This is a genomic window from Sphingomonas aerolata, from assembly GCF_003046295.1.
Lineage (GTDB): Bacteria > Pseudomonadota > Alphaproteobacteria > Sphingomonadales > Sphingomonadaceae > Sphingomonas > Sphingomonas aerolata.
In genome coordinates this window covers 502,435-526,145 of the sequence record NZ_PZZN01000002.1, presented here as the reverse complement: position 1 = coordinate 526,145, position 23,711 = coordinate 502,435, and the positions used below count along the sequence as shown (strand labels likewise).

The following is a 23,711-nucleotide window of genomic DNA, read 5'->3' as shown; positions in this document are numbered from 1 at the left end:
TGTCCCAACTGGGCCCCGGCCTTCGCCGGGGTGGTGATAGCGGTCGGGGTCAGCCCTTCGGCGGCTTAGGCGACGGCTTGCGGATCGTCGCGGAGAAGGCCGCGATCTTCGCTTCGTCGTCGCCTTGCACCACGAGGCCCCGCAGGAACAAGAGGCGGCCGGTTTCCTTGAGCACCTCGACCTGCGCCTCGATCGGCGCGCCGATCCGGCCGCCACCGATGAACTGGGTGTTGAGGTCGAGCGTCACCGCGGTGCCGGCGGTGATCAGCCCGAAGCCGCGCGCGGCGGCGAACAGCGCGACGTCGATGAAGCCGAGCAGCGCGCCGCCATGAACATTGTCCTGCAGGTTCGAATGGCGACGTTCGGGCGTGATGCGGACGCGGACGAGATGGCCGTCGACGCGGTAGAGCATGGGGCCGAGCAGCGTGTTGAACCGGGTCGGGTCGGACAGGGTCCAGCTGCGCCAGCCGGGGTTTGCGGGGTCTTCGGCGTCGAGGAAATGGGGGGTATCGGTCATGAGTTCCGTTCGTCCTGAGCGAAGTCGAAGGACTTTTGGGAGCGCCACCCCTTGCCCCGGGGCCTGTGCTTCGACTTCGCTCAGCACGAACGGGGTTGGGGGAGCGCCACCACCTGCCCCGGGCTTGTGCTTCGACTTCGCTCAGCACGAACGGGGGTGGGGGAGCGCCGCGCCCTGCCCCGGGCCTGTGCTTCGACTTCGCTCAGCACGAACGGAAGGGGAGCGAGGCCGGGCGAGAGCGGGGTGGAGGGGACCGCCCTCCCCCTGCCAGATCAGACGATCCGTTCGGCTTCCATCTTCTTGATCTCGGCGATCGCCTTGGCGGGGTTCAGCCCCTTGGGGCAGGCGTTCGCGCAGTTCATGATCGTGTGGCAGCGATAGAGGCGGAACGGATCCTCGAGCTCGTCGAGCCGCTCGCCGGTCATCTCGTCGCGGCTGTCGGCGAGCCAGCGATAGGCCTGGAGCAGAATCGCGGGGCCGAGGAACTTGTCGGCGTTCCACCAGTAGCTCGGGCACGAGGTCGAGCAGCAGGCGCACAGGATGCACTCGTACAGGCCGTCGAGCTTCGAGCGGTCCTCTGGCGACTGGAGACGCTCCTTGCCCGAGGGCGGCGGGGTGACGGTCTGCAGCCAGGGCTTGATCGACGAATATTGCGCGTAGAAATGCGTGAAGTCGGGGACGAGATCCTTGATCACGTCCATGTGCGGCAACGGGGTGATCTGGACCTCGCCCTTGCAATCCTCGATCGCGGTGGTGCAGGCGAGACCGTTCTTGCCGTCGATGTTCATCGAGCAGGAACCGCAGATCCCCTCGCGGCACGAACGGCGGAAGGTCAGCGAGCTGTCCTGCTCGCCCTTCATCTTGATCAGCGCGTCGAGCACCATCGGACCGGTCTCGTCGAGGTCGAGCTCGAACGTGTCGTAACGGGGATTCTCGCCGCTATCGGGATCGTAGCGATACACCTTGAACGATTTCAGCCGCTTGCCCCCGCTGGTCGAGGCGTGCTTGACGCCCTTCTTAACGACGCTGTTTTTCGGGAGCGAGAATTCGGCCATTGCGAGCGGTCCGTCCGTGGTGTGATGACAAGGTTGTCAGAGCCGATACATGACAGGGGCCCTGCCCGCAAATCCTTAGCTTCGCGGGTGCAACATGAGTCACATGTGGGGCGCGGCACGGACCGCCGCAACCGTCAGATGATGTCGAGGATCAGCCCGAGATCGCGCGCTTCCTCCGCCTCGATATACCAGTTGGACGGCGCCTTGGCCTTCAGCTCCTCGATATCGACCTTGGTGCCGCGGACGAGATCGCGAAAGCCTTCTTCCTGGATGTTGATCGAATCCTCGATCTCGTGGAGCTTGGCCTTCAGCGTATAAGACAGCGCGTTGAGCGGGCCGTTGAGCTGGATCGTGCTCGTCATCTGGCGCTCATGGATCATGAGGCGGCTGTTGCGCGTGAGGAAGCGGCTGTCGGCGGGAAATGCGGACATGAAGGTCGCGCCGGCCGAATAGACCGCGACCTTGCCGAGGAACAGCGTCTCGCGATCGGTATATTCGCGCAGCAGGCGGATATGGTCGCCCATCGCGCGCGCCATTTCGGGATCGCCGCCGAGCGTGGTGATCGAGACGACGAGCGGCCCCTCGGTCGGCGCGGCCGCGACCTGCGCCTTGAAGCTGTCGTACATCGCGTCGTCGACGGGGCCGTGCAACTGAACATGGGGGACGGCGAGCAACGGGTAGTTGCGCGCGTTCGAAGCGGGGGAGGTGTCGGTCATGCGCGGGCAAACTTACCGCGGTATCGAGCGGTTCCGATGTCGTCCGCAAAAGACCGGGAGTATAGATTCTATACCGAAATTGCGGTAGAGTTGGGCATGTTCGAATTCGACCCGGACAAGAGCGCGGCCAACGCGGTCAAGCACGGTATTGATTTCGTCGAAGCTCAGGCGCTGTGGGGCGATGACGAGCGGATCGTCGTCGGATCGGCCCAGCGCCATGTGGGCGAGGACCGGCAACTGGTGATCGGCCGGATCGGCGATCGCCTGTGGACGGCGATCGTCACCGATCGCGGTACGGCGACCCGGATCATCTCGGTTCGCCGCGCGAGAGATTATGAGGAACTGGCTTATGAACGCGCCCGCACCGGCTAAATCCGTGCTGCACAAGGCTATCTCAGCCGACGAGCTCGACCGGCGGTTTGACGAGGGCGAGGATGTCAGCGCGTATTTCGACTGGTCCAGCCCGCGCAAGCCTGCGCTGGAGGCCAAGCGCGTGAACGTCGATTTCCCCACGTGGATGGTAGAGAGTCTCGACGTGCAAGCCCGCAAGCGTGGCGTCACGCGTCAGGCGCTCATCAAGATGTGGCTGGCGGATCGTCTGGAAGCGACGGCGAAAGGCCCCGCCAGCCCTTGAGGTCAGATGTCCCGGTCGAGTGCCGGATTGGCCTGTCGCCTGTGCTGGAGGATCCAGCCGACCAGGCCGCCGGGGACGCCGCCGGCGAGCGAGAAGAGCGCGAAGAAGGTGATGGCGATCTTCTGCGGGTCTTCGCCGGGCGCGCGCGTTTCGATGCCGTAGATATAGATCGCGGTCCCGATCGCGACGATCGCCGGCCAGAGAAAGCCGGCGATCATCGGCGGGAACCGCGTCAGCAGCCCCACCGCGACGGGCACGAGGAACCCGATCGCGATGATGGCCCAAATCATCAATAGACCCGCTTCTTGGGCTTGATGTAGTCGACGTCGTCGGTGAGCGTGTAGTCGTGCACCGGGCGGAAATCGATCTTGGTCTGACCGCCCTTGCCACCCCAGCCGTCGAAGGTCGTGATGGTGTGCTTCATCCAGTTGGCATCGTCACGCTCGGGGAAATCCTCGTGCATGTGAGCGCCGCGCGACTCGGTGCGGTTGGCGGCCGAGTTCATCGTGACGACGGCCTGGCCGATCAGATTGTCGAGCTCCATCGTCTCGACCAGATCGGTGTTCCAGATCATGCTGCGATCCTTCACGGCGACGTCGGTCATCCGGTTGTAGATGCCGGCCATCTTCTCGACGCCCTGGTTGAGCAGCTCGGTATCGCGGAACACCGCGCAATGCTTCTGCATCGTCTGCTGCATGTCGAGACGGATCTGCGCGGTCGGCGACCCGCCGCTCGCATTGCGGAACGTGTCGAGACGCGTGAGCGCGAGGTCTTCCGAGCCCTTGGGCAGCGGCGCGTGCGCGGTGCCGGGCTTGAGCGTGTCGCGGATCCGCAGACCGGTCGCACGGCCGAACACCACGAGATCGATCAGGCTGTTCGAGCCGAGACGGTTGGCGCCGTGGACCGAGACGCAGGCGGCCTCACCGACCGCGAACAGGCCGGGGACGACCGCGTCGGGGTTGCCGGCGACGAGGTTGACGACCTCGCCGTGGAAGTTGGTCGGGATGCCGCCCATGTTGTAATGCACGGTCGGCGTGACGGGCAGCGGCTGGCGCGTGAGATCGACGCCCGCGAAGACCTTGCCGGTCTCGGTGATGCCCGGCAGGCGCTCTGCGAGCACCTTCGGATCGATGTGATCGAGGTGCAGGAAGATGTGGTCGCCATTCTTGCCGACGCCGCGGCCTTCGCGCATTTCGAGCGCCATCGAGCGGCTGACGACATCGCGCGAGGCGAGGTCCTTTGCCGACGGGGCATAGCGCTCCATGAAGCGCTCGCCCTCGGAGTTGGTCAGATAGCCGCCCTCACCGCGTGCGCCCTCGGTGATGAGCACGCCCGCGCCGTAGATGCCGGTCGGGTGGAACTGGACGAACTCCATGTCCTGGAGCGGCAGCCCGGCGCGGAGCACCATCGCATTGCCGTCGCCGGTGCAGGTATGCGCCGAGGTCGCCGAGAAATAGACGCGGCCATAGCCGCCGGTCGCGAGCACGGTCTGGTGGCTGCGGAAGCGGTGGATCGAACCGTCTTCCATGCACAAGGCGATCACGCCGCGGCAGACGCCGTTTTCCATGATCAGGTCGAGCGCAAAATATTCGACGAAGAAGTCCGTATTGTACTTCAGGCTCTGCTGGTAGAGCGCGTGGAGCATCGCGTGGCCGGTACGATCGGCGGCAGCCGCGGTGCGCTGGACCGGGGGACCCTCGCCCATGTTCTGCATGTGGCCGCCGAACGGACGCTGATAGATCGTCCCGTTTTCGTTACGGCTGAACGGCATGCCGGCATGTTCCAGCTCATACACCGCCTGCGGGGCCTCGCGGCACAGATATTCGATCGCGTCCTGGTCGCCGAGCCAGTCGGAACCCTTGACGGTGTCGAACATGTGCCAGGTCCAGTGATCCGGCGAGTTGTTGCCGAGCGACGCGGCGATGCCGCCCTGGGCTGCGACGGTGTGCGACCGGGTCGGGAAGACCTTGGTGATGCACGCGGTCTTCAGCCCGCTCTCGGCGATGCCCATCGTGGCGCGCAGGCCCGAGCCGCCGGCCCCGACGACGACCGCATCATAGGTATGATCGATGATCTTGTAGGCAGCTGACATTACGCAGGAGCTCCGGAGAAGGCGACCTTCAGGATCGCGAACAGGGCGATGCCGCCCAGCGTGAAGGTGAACAGGTTGAGCAGGATCATCGTCACGACGCGGCTTTCGCCGTGCATGTAATCCTCGATCACGACCTGAAGACCGAGACGGAAATGGTAGAAGACCGACAGGATCAGCAGCGCCATCGGGATCGCCGCCCAGGACGACTGGAGCCACAGATGCACCGAGGCATAGTCATAGGCGGGCATCCGCGCGACCGCGACCATCAGCCAGGCCATCAGGAAGATGTTGGCGCCGGCGGTCAGCCGCTGCTGCCACCAATGCTGCGTGCCGTGCTTGGCGCTGCCCAGACCGCGGACGCGGCCGACTGGCGTACCCGAACCCATTACTTCATCCCCATGTAGAGCCAGAAGGCGACCGTCAGCAGCGTGCTGGCCAGGATCGTCGCGCGCGCACCCATGCGGTTGCGCTTGAGTTCGAATCCGGCGCCGGTGTCCATCACCAGATGGCGGATGCCCGTCATCATGTGCTGGAGCAGCGACCAGGTCAGGCCGATGCCGATGACATAGCCCAGAATGTTGAGCCCGCCCGTATCGGTCGTGAACACGTCGACAAAGGTCGCATAGGCCTGCTCCCCCGACGCGATCGCGGCGAGCCACCAGACGAGCAGCAGGCTGCCGACGGTCGCCATGCCGCTGCCGGTCGCGCGGTGCAGGATCGAGACCAGCATGTGCGGGCCCCATTTATAGATCTGCAGATGGGGAGAAAGCGGGCGTGCCGGGTTGCGCGATGCCAAGGGCTGTGTCCTCGAGTACGAAGGGCGAGTAACGAACGGTTTGCCGGTCTATTAGACGCCATGTGCTGCGATGCAACCCATCGCCGCCCGGCTTGATAACCCAGGGCAATGCGCAGGGGCTACCGGGCGGTTGGTCGGGCGGGGCGGCGGGCGCCCCCTGCCCCGCGGCATCGATCCCTAACCTGGCCTTAAGGAATCACCGTTAGCGCTGGCCGGGCAACGCGATCCGGAGTTTACCCTTTGACCTCACTCGACATGCCGGCCCCCGGGTCGATCGCCACCCAGATCGACCTGGCCGCACGGCTGCGCGCGTTTGACTTTGACGGCTCGCTCGCGGCGGCCAGCCGCGAGCTCTGGGCGCTGATCGAACCGCATGTCGTCACGATCTCCCAGGCCTATTGGGAACAGTGGCAGCGCTGTTTCAGCAACGAGCGGATCTGGTCGCCGCACGAGGCCGACGCGATGATCGAGGTCGGCTGCAATTTCCTGCGCGACCGCTTCCTCAACACCAATGCGCGCGGCTGGGTCGAATCGGTCGAGCGGTCGGTCGCCGCGGCCTATGCCGCCGACGTGTCGCCGATGGCGTTGCTGTCGATGATCAGCGCGAGCGACCGTGCCGCGCTCGGCGTGCTGATGCAGAGCGTGGCGCGCGACAATGACCGACTTTCCTTGTATATCGACACGCTGATGAGGCTGTCGGCGCTGGAAGGTGAGATCACCGTGGCGATCTATACCAAATATCGCAACTTCTCGGCGCAGGGCGCGCGCGACACGCTGGCGGTCGAATTCCGCGACGGAATCGCGACGATGGTCGAGACCGCGACCGACGAGGGGCATGTCTTGCGCGAACAGGCGGTGCGCAGCTCGGCCTCGACCCGCGCGGTGCTGGGCAAGGCGAGCGAGGTGGCGGCCGCCGCCGAACAGTCCGCGGTCGCGATGCGCGAGGCCGCGCAGACCGCCGCGGGGCTGATCCGCGCGATCGAGGATGCGCGCAGCGAGGTCGAGGCCGCGGCCGAGATCGCCAATCGCGCATCCGCACAGGCGACCGACGCGGTCGGCATGTCCGAGGCGCTGAGCGATCACGCCAAGTCGATCGAGTCGATCCTGGGGCTGATCCGCGACATTGCCGGCCAGACCAATCTGCTCGCGCTCAACGCGACGATCGAGGCGGCGCGCGCGGGCGATGCCGGACGCGGCTTCGCGGTGGTGGCGCAGGAGGTGAAGAGCCTCGCCAGCCAGACCGCACGCGCGACCGACGACATCGCCGCCAAGATCGCCGCGATCCAGTCGGCGACGCGCGGCACGGTGGCGACCAATGCGAGCATCAAGGCGACCGTCGCCGAGGTGCAGGACAGCGCCGACCGGATCCGGCACGCGATGGAGGCGCAGGCGCAGACCGTCACCGCGATCACCGCGGCGGTCGACGAGACCGCGCTCGCCGCCGATTCGATGTCGACGACGATCGCGGCGATCAGGGCGGATACCGAAATGGTGGCGACCGAGATCGACGGCGTCGGCCGGGGCTTCGACATGCTCGACAGCCGGCTGAGCAATCTGAAGACCAGCGCGGGCGTATTCATCGCGAAGGTGGCTGCATAACGGAGGGCACAAGGGGGGAGCATGACCGCGCCAATCGACCGCATGAGCAATGGCGTGCCGCACGGCACGCTGGACTGGGGCAATGATGGCCGGCCGCTGTACGAACGCGTGCGCGACTATGACTGGGACGGCGCGATCGGGCCAAGCTGCGCGACGCTGACCGCGATGCTGGATGCCGCCGACCACCGGCTGATCGCGGAGACGTTCTGGCGGCATTACCTCTCGCTCGAGAGCGCGCTTCATGTCCGGCCCGCCTTCACCCCCGAGCGACTCGAACGCAGCATCGTCGCAAGCGCGGACTATGTCCGGCTGAAATATCTCTCCCCCTATGACCTGGCGTGGCGGGACATCGCGATCGACCATGCGGTCCAGTCGCGCAAGGCGAACATTCCCCTGCCCGCCTTGCTCGCCGCGCTGGCGTTCGCGCACAGCGTCACGCTCGGGCTGATCGCCGAACGGGTCGGCACCGACACCACGTCGATGCGGATGCTGGGCGACGTGATCCAGCGGCTCGCGCTGATCGAAGCGGACATCATGGCGTCGCATCTGAGCGCGTCCGATGCCGAGGCGGCGCGGATCGCCCGCAGCGCGCGGGCGGCGGCGTTCCGTGAGAGCATCGCCTCGTCGATCGAGGACACCGCCGAGCTGGGCGCGCGGATCCGCGTGCAGGCGATGGGCGCGTCGAGCTCGACCCGCAGCGTGCTGGGCAAGACGAGCGAGGTCGCCGCCGCCGCCGAACAGTCCGCGCTGGCGATGCGTGAGGCCGCCCATACCGCCTCGGGACTGATCTGTGCGATCGAGGGCGCGCGGATCGAGGTCGAGGCGGCCGCCGAGATCGCCAACCGCGCGTCGGCACAGGCGACCGACGCGGTCGGCATGTCCGAGACGCTGAGCGCGCATGCCCAGTCGATCGAATCAATCCTGGGGCTGATCCGGACGATCGCGGGGCAGACCAATCTGCTCGCGCTCAACGCGACGATCGAGGCGGCGCGCGCGGGCGATGCGGGGCGCGGCTTCGCGGTGGTGGCGCAGGAGGTGAAGAGCCTCGCCAGCCAGACCGCGCGCGCGACCGACGACATCGCGACCAAGATCGCCGCGATCCAGGCGGCGACGCACAGCTCGGTGACGACCAGCGTCGGCATCCGCACGACCGTCGGCGAGGTCCAGGACAGCGCGCTGCGGATCCGCCAGGCGATGGACGCGCAGGCGCGGACCGTCGCGTCGATCACCGCCGCGGTCGATGAGACCGCGCTGGCCGCCGACACCATGTCCGCGACGATCGACATGATCCGCGGCGATGCGGAGGCGGTCGCCAACGAGATCACGCTGCTGGGCCAGGATTTCGGGCTGATCGACGACAAGCTGAGCGTGCTGCGCGGGGCCGCCGACGGGTTTTCGTCCAGCGTCGCGTGATAGACCTTACCCCCATGCGATCGGGTGGGTGACGAACCGTCACCGGGCGCGCTAAGGCCCCGGGCATGACCATCCTACTCACAGGGTCGAGCCGGGGCATCGGCGCGGCCATTCACCAGGCGCTGACCGACGCGGGCGCCACCGTCATCGGGCACAAGAGCAGCAACGCGGGCAGCGCTAGCGGGCTCCCCGCCGACTTTGCCGATCCCGCCGGGCCGACCGCGCTGTGGACCGCCGCGCTGGAACAGGCGGGCGGCACGATCGACGTGCTGATCAACAATGCCGGGGTGTTCGAGGCGAGCCCGCTGGGTGACGGCGACTGGACCGCTCAGTGGGAGCGGACGATGCGGATCAACCTGACCGCGTCCGCCGAACTCTGCCGGCTCGCGGTGCTGCACTGGCAGGCGCGCGGGTTCGCGGGCCGGATCGTCAACATCGCCAGCCGCGCCGCCTATCGCGGCGATTCCCCCGCGCACTGGCATTATGCCGCGTCGAAGGCGGGGATGGTGGCGATGACCAAGACGATCGCGCGCGGCTATGCCCGCGAGGGGATCCTGGCGTTTGCGATCTGCCCCGGCTTCACGATGACCGGGATGGCGGAGGACTATCTGTCGAGCCGCGGCGGCGATGCGCTGCTTGCCGACATTCCGCTCGGCAAGGTCGCGGACCCCGCCGAAGTCGCCTCGGTCGCACGCTATTGCGCGCTCGAGGCGCCGCCCTCGATGACCGGCGCGGTGATCGATGTGAACGGGGCGAGCCATGTCCGCTGAGAGCTGGAAACTCACCCTCCCCTGCACGCGCGCGGAGGCGGAGGCGATCGATGCGAGCGGCGATCTGGGCGACGCGATTCCGGGCGACGCGGTGCTGATGACCACCGAGGAGATCGAGGACGACGTCGAATCCTGGCGGCTCGACGCGTATTTCGAACATGAGCCGGGCGCCGACACGGTCGCGGCGGTGCGCGCGCTGGTGCCGAGCGCGGCGGGGGCCAGAATCGCGGTCGAGCGGCTGGCCGCGGCGGACTGGGTGACGATGAGCCAGGCGGGGCTCGAGCCGCTGTCGGTCGGACGGTTCTTCGTCCACACCCGCGCGCATGCCGATGCGGTGCCCGCGGGCAAGCGCGCCTTCCTGATCGAGGCGAGCCGCGCGTTCGGGACGGGGCATCACGAGACGACCAGCGGGTGCCTGGCGATGCTCGACGGGCTGGCGGATGCGGCGCCGGGCGAGCGGTTCGCCAACGTCATCGACATCGGCACGGGGACCGGGCTGCTCGCCTTTGCCGCGGCGGATCTGTGGCCCGATGCGGCGGTGATGGGGACGGATATCGATCCGGTCTCGATCGAGGTGACGCAGGAGAATGCGGACCTGAACGGCGTCGCGGGGATCGACCTGGTGGTGGCCGACGGGACGCTCGACGACGCGATCGTCGCGCGCGCGCCCTATGACCTGGTGATCGCGAACATCCTGGCGGGGCCGTTGGTGTCGATGGCGCCCGAGATCGCGTCGATCGCCGATGCGGGGGCGACGATCGTGCTGGCGGGGCTGCTCGAGACGCAGCGCGCGGACGTGGTCGCGGCCTATACGGCGTGCGGGTGCTCGCTGGACGCGGTCGACCGGCGCGGGGACTGGAGCGTGCTGCGGCTGCGCGCGGGCGCGACGCGGTTCGTGGCGGACGGGCCGTTCGATCCCAAGGGGCGCGACGGGTGGGCGCTGGATATCTGATCCTGTTCCGCCGCGAAGGCGGGGGAAGATGAGGGTGCGGCCCGTGGCTCGCCTCACACCCGGCACCACCCCGGCGGAGGCCGGGGCCCAGTTGGGATGGCCGTTCGGTTCCATCTCCGGGGTTCGCCCAACTGGGCCCCGGCCTTCGCCGGGGTGGTTCGTGGGTGCGGGGCGTTCGGTCTTACCAGGTGATACGGCTCGGCGCTGAAATTCTGAGAGCTCTTCCTCAGGACGCCTGTTCCCCCGCGAAGGCGGGGGTCCAGACTGGGCCCCCGCCTTCGCGGGGGAACATTGGGGTGCAGCCCGCGCCTTGCCTCACACTTTACACCACCCCGGCGGAGGCCGGGGGCCAATTGGGTAAGGCTTCGCGCATGAATCGCACGGCTATCCCAGTTGGGCCCCGGCCTTCGCCGGGGTGGTGGCATTATGCGGCGCGTGTGGCTTTGGCGTTCGCATAGGCCTGCGTGCCGTGCGTCAGCAAGACGTCGTCGGGTTCGATCTGCGCGACGGGGATGTCGGGCTGGGCCTTCAGCGCCTCGTACAGCGGTGCGAAATCGGTTTCCACCGTCAGGCGCAGCAGTTCGTCGAAGCTCGGAATGACGAAATAGTTCTGCTGGAAATCGTCGATCCGGTACTCCGTCCGCATGACCCGCGCGAGGTCGAGCGCGATGCGGTTGGGGCTGGGGTCGTCGAGTGCGAAGCGGGTTTCGGCGAAGCTCGAGACGATGCCCGAGCCGTAGATGCGCAGCCCCTCGGGCTCGGCGATCAGGCCGAATTCGACCGTGTACCAGTAGAGCCGGCCGAGATATTTGAGCGCGTCGAGCCCGAGCGCGCGCTGGCCGCCGCGGCCATAAGCCGCCAAATAATCCGCGAAGACCGGGTCGGCGAGCATGGGCACGTGCCCGAACACGTCGTGGAAGACGTCGGGTTCCTGGAGATAGTCGAGCTGGTCGGGACGGCGGATGAAATTGCCCGCGACGAAGCGGCGATTGGCCATGTGATCGAAGAAGACGTCGTCGGGGACGAGGCCGGGCACCGCGACGACCGACCAGCCGGTGAGCTTCATCAGCCGTTCGGACAGTTCCTCGAAATCGGGAATGCCGGGCTTCGAGAGTTTCAGCACGTCGAGCCCGCGCAGCCACGCGTTCGACGCGCGGCCGGGGAGCAGTTTCGACTGGCGCGCGAACAGCGTGTCCCAGGTCGCATGATCCTCGGCGGTATAGCTCGACCAGTTTTGCGGGATCGTCCAGTCGGGTGCCCCTTCGGGCGGCGTGCTGAGCACGTGCGTTTCTTCTAGCATGGCCATCGTCTAGCATGACCGAATGACAACGGAAACGCGCTGGATTCATTGGTCGTTAAGGATCCTTGCAGTCGTTCTCGCACTGGCTGCGGGCTATGCGGTGGCGGGGCTGGTCGGCGGGGCAATCCCGACCAACCGCGACTGGCGCCCTCCCCCGCGCGGCATCCGCATCTTCGTCGAGAGCAACGGGGTGCATACCGGGATCATCGTCCCGAAGGTCGCGGCCGGGGTGGACTGGCGCGGGTTTGCCCGGCCCGGCGACCTGCGCGACCCGCGTTATGCCGCGTTCGATCACCTCGCGATCGGCTGGGGGGAGAAGGCGTTCTTCCTGGAGACGCCGACCTGGGCGGACGTGAAGCTGCGGACCGTGGTGGCGTCGGCGACCGGCAGCGACGCGGTGCTGCTGCACGTCGAGCATCTCGCCGCGCCGGTGGCCGGTGGCGACGTGCGCGCGGTGATGCTGAGCGAGGGGGAGTATCGGCGGCTGGCGGGGTATATCGCGGCGACGATCCGGCCGGGAGGGCGGGCCTATCCGGGCTATGCCGGTTATGACGCGTTCTACGATGCGCGGGGGCATTATAGCGGGGTGGCGACGTGCAATGCGTGGACGGGGGATGCGCTGCGGTTTGCGGGCGTGCGGGTCGGGTGGTGGACGCCGTTTCCGGCTACGGTGATGTGGTGGTTTTGAAGGGTTGCCCCCTTGTGTCCCCGCGAAGGCGGGGACCCAGACTGGGCTCCCGCCTTCGCGGGAGAACAGGATTGCAGGAGCGATTTCTCCTTACCACACCGGCGAAGGCCGGGGCCCAGTTGGGGGACGTTGGTGACTGAGGGCAGCGCGAGGTTACTTCCGTTTCCCGACTGGGCCCCGGCCTTCGCCGGGGTGGTGTTTTTTTTGCTGTCACTCCCCCGCGCGGTACCCCTGATATTGCCCGCATTCGCCGCGCCGGGGGTCCTTCCTGCAGCGTTTGGCGAGTTCCTTGCGCTGCTTGCCCTCCTCGGCCTCCTGCTTGCGCATCTTGCGGCCGTAATTGCGGTCCGATTCCTCCTGGCTGGTGGTCGTCCAGTCGACCGCCTTGCCCGCGACCTGGAACGGCGCCTTCACGATCGACGTCGCGGTGCTGATGCAGCCCGCGGTCATCAGGGGCAGGATCGCCAGAACGGGAAGAACCTTACGCATCTACTTCACTCCCGCGCGCAGCCGATCGCGCGCCTGCGCCCCGTATAGCGGAAAATCGGTGAAGAATCCGTCGATACCTTGCGCGAGCCCGGCGTCGATCTCGGCGGCGAGATCGGCGTGCGCGGCGGGGTCGGTGCCGCGGCGGAAGCGGTCGGGGACGAACATGTTCTCCGCGCGGTAGGTCCAGGGATGGACGCGCAGACCCGCCGCATGCGCGTCGGCGACGAGCGGCGACGGCGTCATGCCCGCCCACAGCATGCCCTTGTTCGGGCCGATGCCATACGCATAGCCCGCCACCGCCTTCAGGCCCGCGGGCGTGATCATCGCGGCATAGCTGGGCTGCGCACCGTCGGCTGGGCCGCCCTCGCCGTCGATCAGCTGGATCAGCCGCACCCGCGTCACCGCGTGGAGCCGCTGGAGGTTCTTCACCTCGAACGACTGGATGAAGACCGGTGCCGTCGCCGAATCCCAGCCTGCCGCCTTGAGCTGCGCGACCAGCAGCAGGTCGGTCGGGTGGCCGATGCCGGCGAAATAGGTCGGGTGCTTGGTCTCGGGATAGATGCCGATCGTGCGGCCCGTCTCGGCGGAGCGCCGCTTGGCGAGCGCGATGATCTCGGCGAGCGTCGGGATCTGGAATTGCCCGTCATAGGCGGTGTTGGCGAGGCGGAGTTTCGGCAGCCGCTCCTTCGCGCGCAGCGTCTTCAGTTCGGCGAGCGTGAAATCCTCGACGAACCAGCCGGTGAGGCTGTGCCCGTCGATCGTCTTGGTCGTGCGGCGGCTGGCGAATTCGGGATGGTCGGCGACGTCGGTCGTGTCGGCGATCGCGTTTTCGTGCCGCGCGACGAGCACGTCGTCTTTCGTCGGGACGAGGTCGGGCTCGATGAAGTCCGCGCCCTGATCGATCGCGAGGTCGTAGGCGGCGAGCGTATGTTCGGGCCGGAGCCCGCTCGCACCGCGGTGCGCGATCACGATCGGGGGCGTCGAGGGAGGATTTTTCGGTGTCATCGCAACAGATTGCCCGCCGGCGACGCCAAGTACCAGAGCGGCGATCCGTGAGAGCCAATCGCAATAGGAAACCATTCGGCGCATCGGCGTTGAGTCCTCATAATTCCCGGTTCCAGAAGGGGCGACCCCATGCATTTCACGATCAATGGTCAATCATATGACGCCGAGCCCGATATCCGCACCTCGGTGCTCGACCTGTGCCGCGAGCATCTCGGCCTCACCGGCTCGAAAAAGGGCTGCGACCACGGCCAGTGCGGCGCGTGCACCGTCCTGATCAACGGCCGCCGCGTCAATTCCTGCCTGACGCTCGCGGTCATGCACCAGGACGACGAGATCACGACGATCGAGGGGCTCGGCCAGCCGGGCAACCTCCACGCGCTGCAGGATGCGTTCGTCCGGCATGACGGCTATCAGTGCGGCTATTGCACGCCTGGCCAGATCTGTTCGGCGGTCGGGATGCTCGACGAGGTCAAGAAGGGCTGGGCCAGCCACGCATCGGGCGACCTGACCGATCCCAAGTTCGACGATGCCGAGATTTCGGAGCGGATGAGCGGCAATCTGTGCCGTTGCGCCGCCTATCCGAACATCGTCGATGCGATCCGCGAAGTCGGCGACACCGCGCCCAAGGGCCGGTCCGCGGACGAGAAGGACGCGGCGATGGACGCCGATGCGCGCGGGGAGATGGTGGCATGAAGACCTTCACCTATGAGAAACCCGCGACCCCCGAGGCCGCGGTCCGGGATGCCGGGACGACCGGCGCGCGGTTCATCGCGGGCGGGACCAACCTGCTCGACCTGATGAAGCTGCAGGTCGAGACGCCCGACACGCTCGTCGACATCAGCCGCCTCGATCTCGCGAAGATCGAGGAGCGCGAGGATGGCGGGCTGACGATCGGTGCGCTGGTGCCGAACAGCGACCTCGCCGCCGACCGCCGCGTCGTCGCCAAGTACGAGGTGCTGAGCCGCGCCCTGCTCGCGGGTGCATCGGGCCAGCTGCGCAACAAGGCGTCGACCGGGGGCAACATGCTCCAGCGGACGCGCTGCTATTATTTCTACGACACCGCCGCCGCGTGCAACAAGCGCGAGCCCGGCAGCGGCTGTTCGGCGATCGGCGGCTTCAACCGCATCCTCGCAGTGCTCGGCACCAGCGAGCAGTGCATCGCGACGCATCCGAGCGACATGGCAGTGGCGATGCGGGCGCTCGACGCGACGATCGTGACCTTGAAGGCGGACGGCGATCGTCGGCGCATCTCGGTGCACGAATTCTACCGCCTGCCGGGATCGACGCCAGAGATCGAGACCGTGCTCGAGACGGGTGAGCTGATCACGCATATCGAGCTGCCGGCACCGCCCAAGGGCAAGCAGGCCTATCGCAAGGTCCGTGACCGTGCGTCCTACGCCTTCGCGCTCGTCTCGGTCGCGGCCGTGGTCGATGTGCAGGACGGCGTGATCGCGTCGGCCTCGCTCGCGTTCGGCGGGCTCGGGCCGATGCCGTGGCGCAATCCGGCGGTCGAGGCCGCGCTGGTCGGCAAGGCGCCGTCGGACGAGGCCTTCGAGGCCGCGGCGACCGCGCTGCTCGCCGATGCCAAGGGCTATGGCTCGAACGACTTCAAGATCCCCCTCGCGCGTCGCACGCTTATCGCGACGCTGCGCACCGTAACGGGAGCATAATCATGTTCGGTTTTGGAACCACCAACAGCCTGACGATGGACAAACCGCATCCGGACAGTCTTCTGGACAGCGGCGTTCAGGGCGTCATCGGCAAGCCGCTCGACCGCATCGACGGTCCGCTGAAGGTCAGCGGCACCGCGACCTATGCCGCGGAATATCAGTTCGACGACATGGCCTACGGCGTGCTCGTCGGCACCAAGATCTCCGCGGGCAAGGTCGTGTCGATCGACGTCGACGCGGTGAAGAGCATCCCCGGCGTGCTCGACGTCGTCACCGACTTCGACCAGTTCATCCGCGTGTCCGCCCAGGGCGGCGCGACCGATGCACCGACACAGGGCGTCAAGGACATCGCGTTCTTCGGCCAGATCGTCGCGATCGTGCTCGCCGAGAGCTTCGAGGTCGCGCGCGACGCGGCGGCCCGCCTGCCGATCGTCTATGACGAGGCGGAGGGCCAGTATGACTTCGCCGCGCACCGCGACGAGACGCGGACACCCCCCGACGACGCTGCGCCTGCGCATTTCAAGCAGGGCGATGTCGACACGGCGATGGCCGATGCGGCGGTGACGGTCGATTCGACCTATGTCACGCCGAGCCAGAATTCGGCGGCGATGGAGCCGCACGCCTCGACCGCGGTTTGGGAAGAGGACGGCTCGCTGACGCTGTACGGTGCCTATCAGATGCCGACGTCGGACGCGCAGCAGCTCGCCAAGTCGCTCGGGCTGTCGGAAAAGAAGGTCCGGATCGTCGCGCGCTATATCGGCGGCGGGTTCGGGTCGAAGCTCGGCATCGCGCCCGAGAGCGTCGCGGCGGCGATCGCCGCCAAGCAGCTCGGCCGTCCGGTCAAGGCGGTCATGTCGCGCCCGCAGGTGTTCGAGGCGACCGTGCGTCGCTCGAACACCGAGCAGCGCGTCCGGCTCGCGGCAAACGCCGAGGGCAAGCTGACCGCGATCGGGCACGAGACGCTCGCGTCGAACCAGTCGACCGAGGATTATTTCGAGCCCGCCGGCATCGGTACGCACCTGCTCTATGGCGGCGAGAACCGGCTGATCACGCATGAGCTGGTCAATGTGAACCTCGTCCTGTCGGGATCGATGCGCGCGCCGGGCGAAGCGGTCGGGATGCTGGCGCTGGAGGGTGCGATGGACGAGCTGGCCGAAAAGCTCGACATGGATCCGATCGAGCTGCGCAAGCGCAACGATCCGCGGATCGATCCGGAGAAGGACGTCCCCTATTCGTCGCGCAACCTGACGCGCGCGCTCGACGAGGGTGCGGTTCGCTTCGGCTGGGACAAGCGCCAGAAGGCCGGCACGCGCCGCGAGGGCGAATGGCTGATCGGCATGGGCGTCGCGTCCGCCGTGCGCGGCAACATGATGATGGAATCGTCCGCCAAGGTCGAGATCCATCCCGACGGCACTGCGACCGTGTCGTCGGCGATGACCGATATCGGCACGGGCAGCTACACGATCCTCGCGCAGATCGCGTCGGAGATCCTGGGCATCCCCGTCGAGAACATCACCATGTCGCTGGGCGATACCAATGATCCCCCCGCGGCGGGTTCGGGCGGGTCCTGGGGTGCGGCCTCGTCGGGGACCGCGGTCTATCTCGCCTGCGAGATGCTGCGCGGCAAGATCGCCAAGGCGATGGGCGTCGACGAGGACGGCCTGACGCTGAAGGACGGCAAGGCGATCGGCGACAACCGCTCGACGCCGATCGGCGAGCTGGTCGGCAAGGGCCTCGAGGCGACCGGGCATATCAAGCCGGGCAAGCAGGAGAAGGAAACCTCGCAGGCAGGCTTCGGTGCGCACTTCGCCGAGGTCGCGGTCAACGTCATCACCGGCGAGACGCGCGTGCGGCGGATGCTCGGGTCGTTCGCGGCGGGGCGCGTGCTCAACGCGAAGACCGCGCGGTCGCAGTGCCTGGGCGGCATGACCTTCGGCATCGGCACCGCGCTGACCGAGGATCTGATCCACGACACGCGCACCGGCAAGCTGGTGAACCACGATCTCGGCGAATATCACGTGCCGGCCAATGCGGACGTGCCGCAGATGGACGTCCACTTCGTCGACGAGCGGGATATCCATGCGAACCCGATCCACGCGAAGGGGATTGGCGAGCTGGGGATTTCGGGCGCGGGCGCTGCGGTTGCGAATGCGGTGTATAATGCGACGGGGATCCGGGTGCGCGAGTTCCCGATTACGTTGGACAAGCTGCTGGATCAGTTGCCGGCGGTCTGATCTGCTCCTCCGCGAAAGCGGGGGTCCAGGGGTCACGGGCGGTGTCGCTTGTGACCCTGGATCCCCGCCTTCGCGGGGAAACAGGTGGGGGTGGGCGCCACCCTCCTTACTACAACCCCGGCGAAGGCCGGGGCCCAGTTGGGGGACTTTCCTGACAGGGGATCGTCCTTCGTCACGACGGCCTTCCCAACTGGGCCCCGGCCTTCGCCGGGGTGGTGGTGGTGGGGACGGCACCAGCCCTCGCTTGGGTCCGGCTGGCGCTGCGCCATCCTGCGCTGGGGCGGCGTTGAGACCACGCCGCCACCCTCGTCAAACACCCCCGCCCCCCCTATCTCAGACCCTCCACACCCGAGGACGAGCCTATGACCGACCACGTAATGGACGCCGCGTTCCGCCCGGCCGGGCTCGACCGCGCGACGCAGGGGGTTCTCGGGCGCGGGATTGATCGGGTCGAGGGGCCGGCGAAGGTCACCGGCGTTGCCGATTATGCCTATGAGGGCACGCCCGAGCGGGTCGCCTATGCCGCGATCGTCGGTACGCCGGTCGGCAGCGGCCGCATCCTCAGCATCGACGCGCGTGCGGCCGAGGCGATGCCCGGCGTGATTGCGGTGCTCCACGGCGATCCGCGCATGCCTGCGGGCGAGTCCAATTCCAGCGCGCTGCCGCTGTTCGACACCGACGTCATCCTCCATCTCGGCCAGCCCGTCGCGGTGGTCGTCGCCGAGGACCAGGCGATCGCGCGCGACGCCGCAGCACTCGTCCGCGTCGAGACCGAAGCGGGCGAGGACCGGTTCGATGTCGAAGCGCAGCCGGTCGATACCGATCCCGCGATCGGCTTCGTGCCGCCCGTCGACATGGGCGACCTTGATGCGGCGATGCGCGACGCGGCCGTGACGCTCGATGCGACCTATACGACGCCGGTGCATTTCCCCGCCGCGCTCGAGCCGCATGCGACCACCGCCTGGTGGGACGGCGACCGGCTGACGGTGCGATCGAGCAACCAGGTGATCGGCGCCGCGCGCAAGACGATCGCCAAGGTGCTCAAGATCGACGCCGACAAGGTCCGCGTGCTCGCGCCCTATGTCGGCGGCGGCTTTGGCGGCAAGACCGGCGTCGGCCCCGAGGCGATCCTCGCCGCGATCGCAGCGGAGGCGGTCGGCCGCCCGGTCAAGATCGCGCTGCCGCGGCGCCAGACCGCCTATGTCGTCCACCACCGCTCGCATACGACGCAGCGCATCCGCATCGCCGCCGACGAACGCGGCGTGATCCAGGGCATGGGGCATGAGAGCGTCGCCGCGCAGAATGACGACGCGCCGTTCCTCGAACCCGTGCCGTTCGGGACGATCCCGCTCTATCGCGGGGAGTCGCGGCGGTTCAGGACCGACCTCGTCCGCGTCGACCTGCCCGCGAGCGGTGCGGTCCGCGCGCCGGGCGAGGCGGTCGGCACGTTCGGCGTCGAATGCGCGATGGACGAGCTCGCGGTCCAGCTCGGGATCGACCCGATCGAGCTGCGCCGCCGCAACGAGCCCGACTGCGATCCGGGCAGCGGCAAGCCCTTCTCCACGCGGCGCATGCTGGACTGCTACACGCAAGGGGCAGAGCGGTTCGGCTGGCCCGCCGCCGTCCCCGCGCCGGCGTCGGTGCGCGAAGGCGGATGGCTGATCGGGATCGGCATGGCGGCCAGCCTGCGCGGCAATTTTACGGTGCAGGCGCAGGCGCGCGTCCGGCTCGAGGCGGACGGTCGTGCGGCGGTCGAATGCGACATGACCGATATCGGCACCGGCACCTACACGATCCTGGCACAGGCCGCGGGCGAGATGCTCGGGCTGCCGGTTGCGGATGTGGACGTCCGGCTGGGCGATACCGACTTCCCGCCGACCGCGGGGTCGGGCGGGTCGTTCGGCGCCGGCAGTGCGGTGTCCGCGGTGGTGCTGGCGTGCGAGGACATCCTGGCCGAGCTCGCGCTGCGGATGAACGCGGCGCCCGAGGAGCTGAGCCTCAAGGACGGGTGCGTCAGCGCGGGCGGGCGGCAGGTCAAGCTCGCCGACCTGCTGCGCGGGGCGCCGATCGTCGCGATGGGCAAGACCGGGCCGGGCAAGGAGAGCAAGCGCACCAGCCAGGCGAGCCACGGCGCGCATTTCGTCGAGGTCGCGGTCAACGCGGTCAGCGGCGAGGTGCGGGTGCGGCGGATGCTCGGCGTGTTCGACGTCGGCCGCGTGCTCAACCGCAAGACCGCGACCAGCCAGATCATCGGCGGCATGGCCTGGGGCATCGCCTATGCGCTGACTGAGGAGGGGGTCGTCGACACGCGTACCGGCGCGTTCGTGAACCCCGATTTCGGCGAATATCACGTCGCGGTGAACGCCGACATTCCGCAGCTCGAAGCCTATTTCATCGAGGAGATCGACGATTCGGCAAACCCTGCGGGCGCCAAGGGGGTCGGCGAGCTCGGCATTTCGGGTGCGGGCGCGGCGGTCGCCAACGCGATCTACAATGCGACCGGTGTGCGGGTGCGTGATTTCCCGGTGACGCTCGACAAGCTGCTCGAAGGCTTGCCCGCGGTATAAAGTCTGTTCCCACGCCGATGCGGAGGAACGAGAAGAGAGAGAAGACATGGCCGAAAACGATAGCGTGATTGCCGCGGCGAAGACCTGGAAGGGCGAGAGGATGGCGATCGCCACGGTCGTCTCGACCTGGGGCTCCGCGCCGCGCCCCAAGGGGAGTCACATGCTCGTCCACGAGGACGGCCGGTTCGAGGGCTCCGTCTCGGGCGGCTGTGTCGAGAGCGACATCCTCGCGACCGCCGCCGACGTGATCGCGGGTGCGCCGTTCCAGGTGCGCAACTACGGCGTCGCGGATGCCGCGGCGTGGGAAGTCGGGCTGCCCTGCGGCGGCGAGATCGCGGTGATGGTCCAGCCGGTGTCCGCCGAGGGCTTCGACCCCGAATTGTTCGACCGGATCGCCGATGCGCGCGACCAGGGTGATGCGCTGACCGTCACCACCGACCTCGCCACCGGGCACAGCGATGCGCGGCCGGCGGAGACGGGCGAGGTGTTCGTCAACCGCTATGATCCGCCGCGCCGCCTGCTGATCGTCGGCGCGGTGCAGATCGCGCAGGCGCTGGCGGGCCTCGCGCGCGAGCTCGGGATCGCAACGGTGGTGATCGACCCGCGCGCGCGCTTCCTGACCGACGAGCGCTTCCCCGGCGTCACGCTCGACGATCGCTGGCCCGACGAGGCGATCGCCGCGCTGCGCCCGGGTCCGTCGACCGCGGTCGTGACGCTGAGCCACGACATCAAGATCGACGACCCCGCGCTGATCGCCGCGCTGGCGACCGACGCCGCCTATGTCGGTGCGCTCGGCAGCCGCAAGAGCCATGCGGCGCGGCGCGAACGGCTGGCCGCGGCGGGGGTGACCCCTGAGAATATCGACCGGATCGACGCGCCCGTCGGGATCGACATCGGCGCGATCGGGCCGTCCGAGATTGCGCTGTCGGTCGCCGCCGCCATGATCGGAGCCTTCCATGATCGCCGCTGAAGACGTCGTCCTCATCCTGCTCGCCGCGGGCCGATCGCAGCGGTTCGGCATCCCGAACAAGCTCGAGGTGCCGTTCCTCAACAAGCCGGTCGGGCTGCACGTCGTCACCGCGTTCGAGGCGATCCCGTTCCGCGACCGGCTCGTCGTCACCGATGGCTGCACGCTCGATTTCGCGAGCCATGGCTATGCGGTAGTGCATAACGACGATCCCGCGGCGGGGATGGCGCAGTCGGTCAAGCTGGGCGTGCAGCGCGCCAAGGACGACGGCGCGCAGGCGGTGCTGATCGCGCTGGCCGACATGCCGCGCGTCACCGCGGCGCATGTCTACCGGATGCTCGATGCCGCCGACAGCGCGGATGCGGTGGTCGCGTCGAGCGACGGGGTGAAGCCGTCGCCCCCTGCCCTGTTCGCCCGCGACCGGTTCGACTTCCTGCTGTCGCTCGACGGCGATGCGGGCGCGCGCGATCTGGTGCGCGCGGGGCGGCACGTGGTGACCGCGCCGGCCGAGCTGATCGACATCGACACGCCCGAGGATCTGGAGCGACTGCAGGCGCTGGTCCACGACCCGCGCGCGGCGATCACTCGTGCCTTAACGCGTCGATAGGGTTCATCGCGGCGGCGCGGCGTGCGGGGAAATAGCCGAAGACGACGCCGATCACCGCGGAGATTCCGAACGCGAACAGATTGATCTCGGGCACGAACAGCCACTGGACCTTGATCAGCGGCGCGATGATCGCGATCGCCAGCTGCGCGATCACCAGCCCGATCAGCCCGCCCAGACACGACAGCACGATCGCCTCGACGAGGAACTGCAACAGCACCTCGCGCGCCACCGCGCCGATCGCGAGCCGGATGCCGATCTCGCGCGTGCGTTCGGTCACCGACACCAGCATGATGTTCATGATGCCGATCCCGCCGACGACCAGGCTGATCCCCGCGACCGCCGCGACGATGCCGGTCAGCAATGTCGTCGTGCCGGTCAGCGTGTCGGAAATCTGCTTGGTGTCGAAGATGTTGAAATCATCCTCCTTGCCCGCGGTGATCGTCCGGCGTTCGCGCAGCAGGTCGGTGATCGACGCCTGCACGGTTGCGGTCGAGAATTTCTGGTCGACGCCCACCAGCATCAGCCGGATGTCGCGATTGCCCGTGAAGCGACGCTGCACCGCCTTGATCGGCATGATGACCACGTCGTCCTGGTCGCCGCCGAACCCCGCCTGCCCGCGCGTCGACAGCACGCCGATCACGTCGCAGCTGATCGCGCCGATCCGCATGCGTAGGCCGACCGCGTCCCCCCCGCGGAACAGGTTGGTGCGCACGGTATTGCCGATGATGCACACCGCCTTGCCCGACGCCTCCTCGACCGGCGTGAAGATCCGCCCGGTCGCCAGCGGCCAGGGCTGGACCTGGAAATAGGCGCTGGTGGTGCCGTTGATCGTCGTCGACCAGTTCGCGCCCTCATAGATCGCGGTGGCGGTCGCCTGCGCCTGGGGGGCGACCGCGGTGACGCCGGCGATCTGGTTGGCGACCGCGGTGACGTCCTCGGGCTTGAAATCAGGCGGCCGCGGTCCGCCGCCGCCGCGGCCAAAGCCCTGACCCGGCCGGATCTGCAGGATGTTGGTGCCGAGCGCGGAGATCGACTGCTGTACCGCGGCGGTCGTCGCCTTGCCGAGCGTGACCATCGTCACGACCGCCCCGACGCCGATGACGATGCCGAGAATGGTCAGGAACGACCGCAGGATATGGCGGCGGATCGAGCGCAGCGCGAGCGAGAGGGTGGTGCCGAACATGACTTAAAGCCCCTCCCCTTCAGGAGTGTCGGATCGGCCATGCCCCCGGCATGGCCTGAAGGATGCGGGGCATCCTTCACCCGGCACTAAGTTGGGGTGGGGCAGCCGCCAGTGCGCGCGCGCCGGGAGCCCCTGCGCGACCGAAAGGATGTGGAGCAGAACGCCCTCGGCATTCTCCATCACGTCGGTGTTGCCGACCCTTATGGTCGTGAAGCCCGGTTGCTGCATCAGGGCGTCCCTGTTTTGATCGATGTCGGGGTCGTGGGTGTGGCCATCGACTTCGACGATCAGGCCGGTGGCGGGACAGAAAAAATCGACGATCCTGGTGCCGAGCACGGCCTGGCGGCGGAACTTGAAGCCGCCGAGCTGGCTGTTGGAGAGGCCGCGCCACAGGCGTTTTTCGGGTTCTGTTGGGTCGCGACGCATGTGCGTTGCTCGCTTGGCGAGTGTGGTTCCC

At 67.8% G+C, this 23,711-nt stretch carries 25 protein-coding genes; 13 read left to right on the top strand and 12 right to left on the bottom strand.

What is annotated here, in order from left to right; all coding sequences use genetic code 11:
- Positions 1-49 precede the first annotated feature (49 nt).
- From C8J24_RS09775 to C8J24_RS09765, 3 genes are all read right to left on the bottom strand, one after another.
- Entirely contained in the window at positions 50-517 is a 468-nt protein-coding gene (locus C8J24_RS09775) for a PaaI family thioesterase (RefSeq protein WP_107932029.1), read from the bottom strand.
- 272 nt (positions 518-789) lie between these two features.
- Positions 790-1,572 (bottom strand): succinate dehydrogenase iron-sulfur subunit, encoded by a 783-nt coding sequence (locus C8J24_RS09770; protein WP_031393667.1) that lies wholly within the window; start codon positions 1,570-1,572, stop codon positions 790-792.
- Positions 1,573-1,706: 134 nt separating this feature from the next.
- Positions 1,707-2,288, bottom strand: coding sequence for a ClpP family protease (locus tag C8J24_RS09765; RefSeq protein WP_031393666.1), 582 nt, complete (start codon positions 2,286-2,288; stop codon positions 1,707-1,709).
- Positions 2,289-2,384: 96 nt separating this feature from the next.
- On the opposite strand from C8J24_RS09765, the gene C8J24_RS09760 reads away from it, so the two are divergent.
- Both C8J24_RS09760 and brnA read left to right on the top strand, forming a co-directional pair.
- On the top strand, positions 2,385-2,660 hold the full coding sequence (locus C8J24_RS09760; RefSeq protein WP_031393665.1) for a BrnT family toxin: 276 nt from the start codon (positions 2,385-2,387) through the stop codon (positions 2,658-2,660).
- On the top strand, positions 2,638-2,922 hold the full coding sequence (gene brnA, locus C8J24_RS09755; protein WP_197975096.1) for a type II toxin-antitoxin system BrnA family antitoxin: 285 nt from the start codon (positions 2,638-2,640) through the stop codon (positions 2,920-2,922). Before C8J24_RS09760 ends, brnA begins: the two co-directional genes overlap by 23 nt.
- A 2-nt stretch (positions 2,923-2,924) precedes the next feature.
- Here the strand turns inward: brnA and C8J24_RS09750 are convergent, their stop codons facing one another.
- From C8J24_RS09750 to sdhC, 4 genes are read right to left on the bottom strand one after another with little or no spacing between them, the layout of a single operon-like run.
- Positions 2,925-3,212 carry a hypothetical protein gene (locus tag C8J24_RS09750; RefSeq protein ID WP_107932027.1) on the bottom strand — a complete coding sequence of 96 codons (288 nt, stop codon included), beginning with the start codon at positions 3,210-3,212 and terminating at the stop codon, positions 2,925-2,927.
- A complete protein-coding gene (gene sdhA, locus C8J24_RS09745) occupies positions 3,212-5,014 on the bottom strand; it encodes a succinate dehydrogenase flavoprotein subunit (protein ID WP_107932025.1) in 1,803 nt (600 codons plus the stop codon). The genes C8J24_RS09750 and sdhA overlap by 1 nt, the downstream gene beginning before the upstream one ends.
- A complete protein-coding gene (gene sdhD, locus C8J24_RS09740) occupies positions 5,014-5,400 on the bottom strand; it encodes a succinate dehydrogenase, hydrophobic membrane anchor protein (protein WP_031440117.1) in 387 nt (128 codons plus the stop codon). The genes sdhA and sdhD overlap by 1 nt, the downstream gene beginning before the upstream one ends.
- Complete coding sequence (sdhC, locus tag C8J24_RS09735) at positions 5,400-5,744, bottom strand: succinate dehydrogenase, cytochrome b556 subunit (protein WP_244180604.1); 345 nt, start codon at positions 5,742-5,744, stop codon at positions 5,400-5,402. The genes sdhD and sdhC overlap by 1 nt, the downstream gene beginning before the upstream one ends.
- Before the next feature lie 321 nt (positions 5,745-6,065).
- Here sdhC and C8J24_RS17975 point away from each other — a divergent pair, with 321 nt between their 5' ends.
- From C8J24_RS17975 to C8J24_RS09715, 4 genes are all read left to right on the top strand, one after another.
- A complete protein-coding gene (locus C8J24_RS17975; RefSeq protein ID WP_031393659.1) occupies positions 6,066-7,409 on the top strand; it encodes a methyl-accepting chemotaxis protein in 1,344 nt (447 codons plus the stop codon).
- Positions 7,410-7,430: 21 nt separating this feature from the next.
- Positions 7,431-8,822, top strand: coding sequence for a methyl-accepting chemotaxis protein (locus C8J24_RS09725; RefSeq protein ID WP_208620946.1), 1,392 nt, complete (start codon positions 7,431-7,433; stop codon positions 8,820-8,822).
- Between the two features lie 65 nt (positions 8,823-8,887).
- Positions 8,888-9,592: an SDR family NAD(P)-dependent oxidoreductase gene (locus tag C8J24_RS09720; protein ID WP_107932021.1), complete on the top strand. Its 705-nt coding sequence runs from the start codon at positions 8,888-8,890 to the stop codon at positions 9,590-9,592.
- Positions 9,582-10,544: a 50S ribosomal protein L11 methyltransferase gene (locus tag C8J24_RS09715; RefSeq protein WP_107932019.1), complete on the top strand. Its 963-nt coding sequence runs from the start codon at positions 9,582-9,584 to the stop codon at positions 10,542-10,544. The genes C8J24_RS09720 and C8J24_RS09715 overlap by 11 nt, the downstream gene beginning before the upstream one ends.
- Before the next feature lie 424 nt (positions 10,545-10,968).
- Here C8J24_RS09715 and phhA read toward each other — a convergent pair whose 3' ends face one another.
- A complete protein-coding gene (gene phhA, locus C8J24_RS09710; protein WP_107932017.1) occupies positions 10,969-11,844 on the bottom strand; it encodes a phenylalanine 4-monooxygenase in 876 nt (291 codons plus the stop codon).
- A gap of 22 nt (positions 11,845-11,866) precedes the next feature.
- Between phhA and C8J24_RS09705 the strand changes: the two genes are divergently transcribed.
- Positions 11,867-12,532, top strand: a complete 666-nt coding sequence (locus tag C8J24_RS09705) for a TIGR02117 family protein (RefSeq protein WP_107932015.1) — start codon at positions 11,867-11,869, stop codon at positions 12,530-12,532.
- Between the two features lie 210 nt (positions 12,533-12,742).
- On the opposite strand, the gene C8J24_RS09700 is transcribed toward C8J24_RS09705, so the two are convergent.
- Positions 12,743-13,021 (bottom strand): hypothetical protein, encoded by a 279-nt coding sequence (locus C8J24_RS09700; protein ID WP_031396071.1) that lies wholly within the window; start codon positions 13,019-13,021, stop codon positions 12,743-12,745.
- Positions 13,022-14,026, bottom strand: coding sequence for a glycerophosphodiester phosphodiesterase (locus C8J24_RS09695; RefSeq protein WP_107932013.1), 1,005 nt, complete (start codon positions 14,024-14,026; stop codon positions 13,022-13,024).
- A gap of 129 nt (positions 14,027-14,155) precedes the next feature.
- Between C8J24_RS09695 and C8J24_RS09690 the strand changes: the two genes are divergently transcribed.
- From C8J24_RS09690 to C8J24_RS09665, 6 genes are all read left to right on the top strand, one after another.
- Positions 14,156-14,719: a 2Fe-2S iron-sulfur cluster-binding protein gene (locus tag C8J24_RS09690; RefSeq protein WP_081874216.1), complete on the top strand. Its 564-nt coding sequence runs from the start codon at positions 14,156-14,158 to the stop codon at positions 14,717-14,719.
- Entirely contained in the window at positions 14,716-15,696 is a 981-nt protein-coding gene (locus C8J24_RS09685; RefSeq protein WP_037530016.1) for an FAD binding domain-containing protein, read from the top strand. Before C8J24_RS09690 ends, C8J24_RS09685 begins: the two co-directional genes overlap by 4 nt.
- Before the next feature lie 2 nt (positions 15,697-15,698).
- A complete protein-coding gene (locus tag C8J24_RS09680; RefSeq protein WP_107932011.1) occupies positions 15,699-17,930 on the top strand; it encodes a xanthine dehydrogenase family protein molybdopterin-binding subunit in 2,232 nt (743 codons plus the stop codon).
- 362 nt (positions 17,931-18,292) lie between these two features.
- Positions 18,293-20,497 carry a xanthine dehydrogenase family protein molybdopterin-binding subunit gene (locus C8J24_RS09675; protein ID WP_107932009.1) on the top strand — a complete coding sequence of 735 codons (2,205 nt, stop codon included), beginning with the start codon at positions 18,293-18,295 and terminating at the stop codon, positions 20,495-20,497.
- A gap of 46 nt (positions 20,498-20,543) precedes the next feature.
- Entirely contained in the window at positions 20,544-21,467 is a 924-nt protein-coding gene (locus C8J24_RS09670) for an XdhC family protein (RefSeq protein WP_107932007.1), read from the top strand.
- Complete coding sequence (locus C8J24_RS09665; protein WP_056405176.1) at positions 21,454-22,071, top strand: nucleotidyltransferase family protein; 618 nt, start codon at positions 21,454-21,456, stop codon at positions 22,069-22,071. Before C8J24_RS09670 ends, C8J24_RS09665 begins: the two co-directional genes overlap by 14 nt.
- Here C8J24_RS09665 and C8J24_RS09660 read toward each other — a convergent pair.
- Together C8J24_RS09660 and C8J24_RS09655 are read right to left on the bottom strand one after the other, a co-directional pair.
- Positions 22,046-23,254, bottom strand: a complete 1,209-nt coding sequence (locus C8J24_RS09660) for an ABC transporter permease (RefSeq protein WP_031440131.1) — start codon at positions 23,252-23,254, stop codon at positions 22,046-22,048. The genes C8J24_RS09665 and C8J24_RS09660 overlap by 26 nt on opposite strands.
- A gap of 3 nt (positions 23,255-23,257) precedes the next feature.
- A complete protein-coding gene (locus tag C8J24_RS09655; RefSeq protein ID WP_244180602.1) occupies positions 23,258-23,680 on the bottom strand; it encodes an endonuclease domain-containing protein in 423 nt (140 codons plus the stop codon).
- Positions 23,681-23,711 lie beyond the last annotated feature (31 nt).

What these genes read in the sequence shown, in the direction of transcription:
- C8J24_RS09775 (WP_107932029.1), bottom strand. Translation starts at nt 517, where the DNA reads ATGACCGATACCCCCCATTTCCTCGACGCCGAAGACCCCGCAAACCCC.
- C8J24_RS09770 (WP_031393667.1), bottom strand. Translation starts at nt 1,572, where the DNA reads ATGGCCGAATTCTCGCTCCCGAAAAACAGCGTCGTTAAGAAGGGCGTC.
- C8J24_RS09765 (WP_031393666.1), bottom strand. Translation starts at nt 2,288, where the DNA reads ATGACCGACACCTCCCCCGCTTCGAACGCGCGCAACTACCCGTTGCTC.
- C8J24_RS09760 (WP_031393665.1), top strand. Translation starts at nt 2,385, where the DNA reads ATGTTCGAATTCGACCCGGACAAGAGCGCGGCCAACGCGGTCAAGCAC.
- brnA (WP_197975096.1), top strand. Translation starts at nt 2,638, where the DNA reads ATGAACGCGCCCGCACCGGCTAAATCCGTGCTGCACAAGGCTATCTCA.
- C8J24_RS09750 (WP_107932027.1), bottom strand. Translation starts at nt 3,212, where the DNA reads ATGATTTGGGCCATCATCGCGATCGGGTTCCTCGTGCCCGTCGCGGTG.
- sdhA (WP_107932025.1), bottom strand. Translation starts at nt 5,014, where the DNA reads ATGTCAGCTGCCTACAAGATCATCGATCATACCTATGATGCGGTCGTC.
- sdhD (WP_031440117.1), bottom strand. Translation starts at nt 5,400, where the DNA reads ATGGGTTCGGGTACGCCAGTCGGCCGCGTCCGCGGTCTGGGCAGCGCC.
- sdhC (WP_244180604.1), bottom strand. Translation starts at nt 5,744, where the DNA reads ATGCTGGTCTCGATCCTGCACCGCGCGACCGGCAGCGGCATGGCGACC.
- C8J24_RS17975 (WP_031393659.1), top strand. Translation starts at nt 6,066, where the DNA reads ATGCCGGCCCCCGGGTCGATCGCCACCCAGATCGACCTGGCCGCACGG.
- C8J24_RS09725 (WP_208620946.1), top strand. Translation starts at nt 7,431, where the DNA reads ATGACCGCGCCAATCGACCGCATGAGCAATGGCGTGCCGCACGGCACG.
- C8J24_RS09720 (WP_107932021.1), top strand. Translation starts at nt 8,888, where the DNA reads ATGACCATCCTACTCACAGGGTCGAGCCGGGGCATCGGCGCGGCCATT.
- C8J24_RS09715 (WP_107932019.1), top strand. Translation starts at nt 9,582, where the DNA reads ATGTCCGCTGAGAGCTGGAAACTCACCCTCCCCTGCACGCGCGCGGAG.
- phhA (WP_107932017.1), bottom strand. Translation starts at nt 11,844, where the DNA reads ATGCTAGAAGAAACGCACGTGCTCAGCACGCCGCCCGAAGGGGCACCC.
- C8J24_RS09705 (WP_107932015.1), top strand. Translation starts at nt 11,867, where the DNA reads ATGACAACGGAAACGCGCTGGATTCATTGGTCGTTAAGGATCCTTGCA.
- C8J24_RS09700 (WP_031396071.1), bottom strand. Translation starts at nt 13,021, where the DNA reads ATGCGTAAGGTTCTTCCCGTTCTGGCGATCCTGCCCCTGATGACCGCG.
- C8J24_RS09695 (WP_107932013.1), bottom strand. Translation starts at nt 14,026, where the DNA reads ATGACACCGAAAAATCCTCCCTCGACGCCCCCGATCGTGATCGCGCAC.
- C8J24_RS09690 (WP_081874216.1), top strand. Translation starts at nt 14,156, where the DNA reads ATGCATTTCACGATCAATGGTCAATCATATGACGCCGAGCCCGATATC.
- C8J24_RS09685 (WP_037530016.1), top strand. Translation starts at nt 14,716, where the DNA reads ATGAAGACCTTCACCTATGAGAAACCCGCGACCCCCGAGGCCGCGGTC.
- C8J24_RS09680 (WP_107932011.1), top strand. Translation starts at nt 15,699, where the DNA reads ATGTTCGGTTTTGGAACCACCAACAGCCTGACGATGGACAAACCGCAT.
- C8J24_RS09675 (WP_107932009.1), top strand. Translation starts at nt 18,293, where the DNA reads ATGACCGACCACGTAATGGACGCCGCGTTCCGCCCGGCCGGGCTCGAC.
- C8J24_RS09670 (WP_107932007.1), top strand. Translation starts at nt 20,544, where the DNA reads ATGGCCGAAAACGATAGCGTGATTGCCGCGGCGAAGACCTGGAAGGGC.
- C8J24_RS09665 (WP_056405176.1), top strand. Translation starts at nt 21,454, where the DNA reads ATGATCGCCGCTGAAGACGTCGTCCTCATCCTGCTCGCCGCGGGCCGA.
- C8J24_RS09660 (WP_031440131.1), bottom strand. Translation starts at nt 23,254, where the DNA reads ATGTTCGGCACCACCCTCTCGCTCGCGCTGCGCTCGATCCGCCGCCAT.
- C8J24_RS09655 (WP_244180602.1), bottom strand. Translation starts at nt 23,680, where the DNA reads ATGCGTCGCGACCCAACAGAACCCGAAAAACGCCTGTGGCGCGGCCTC.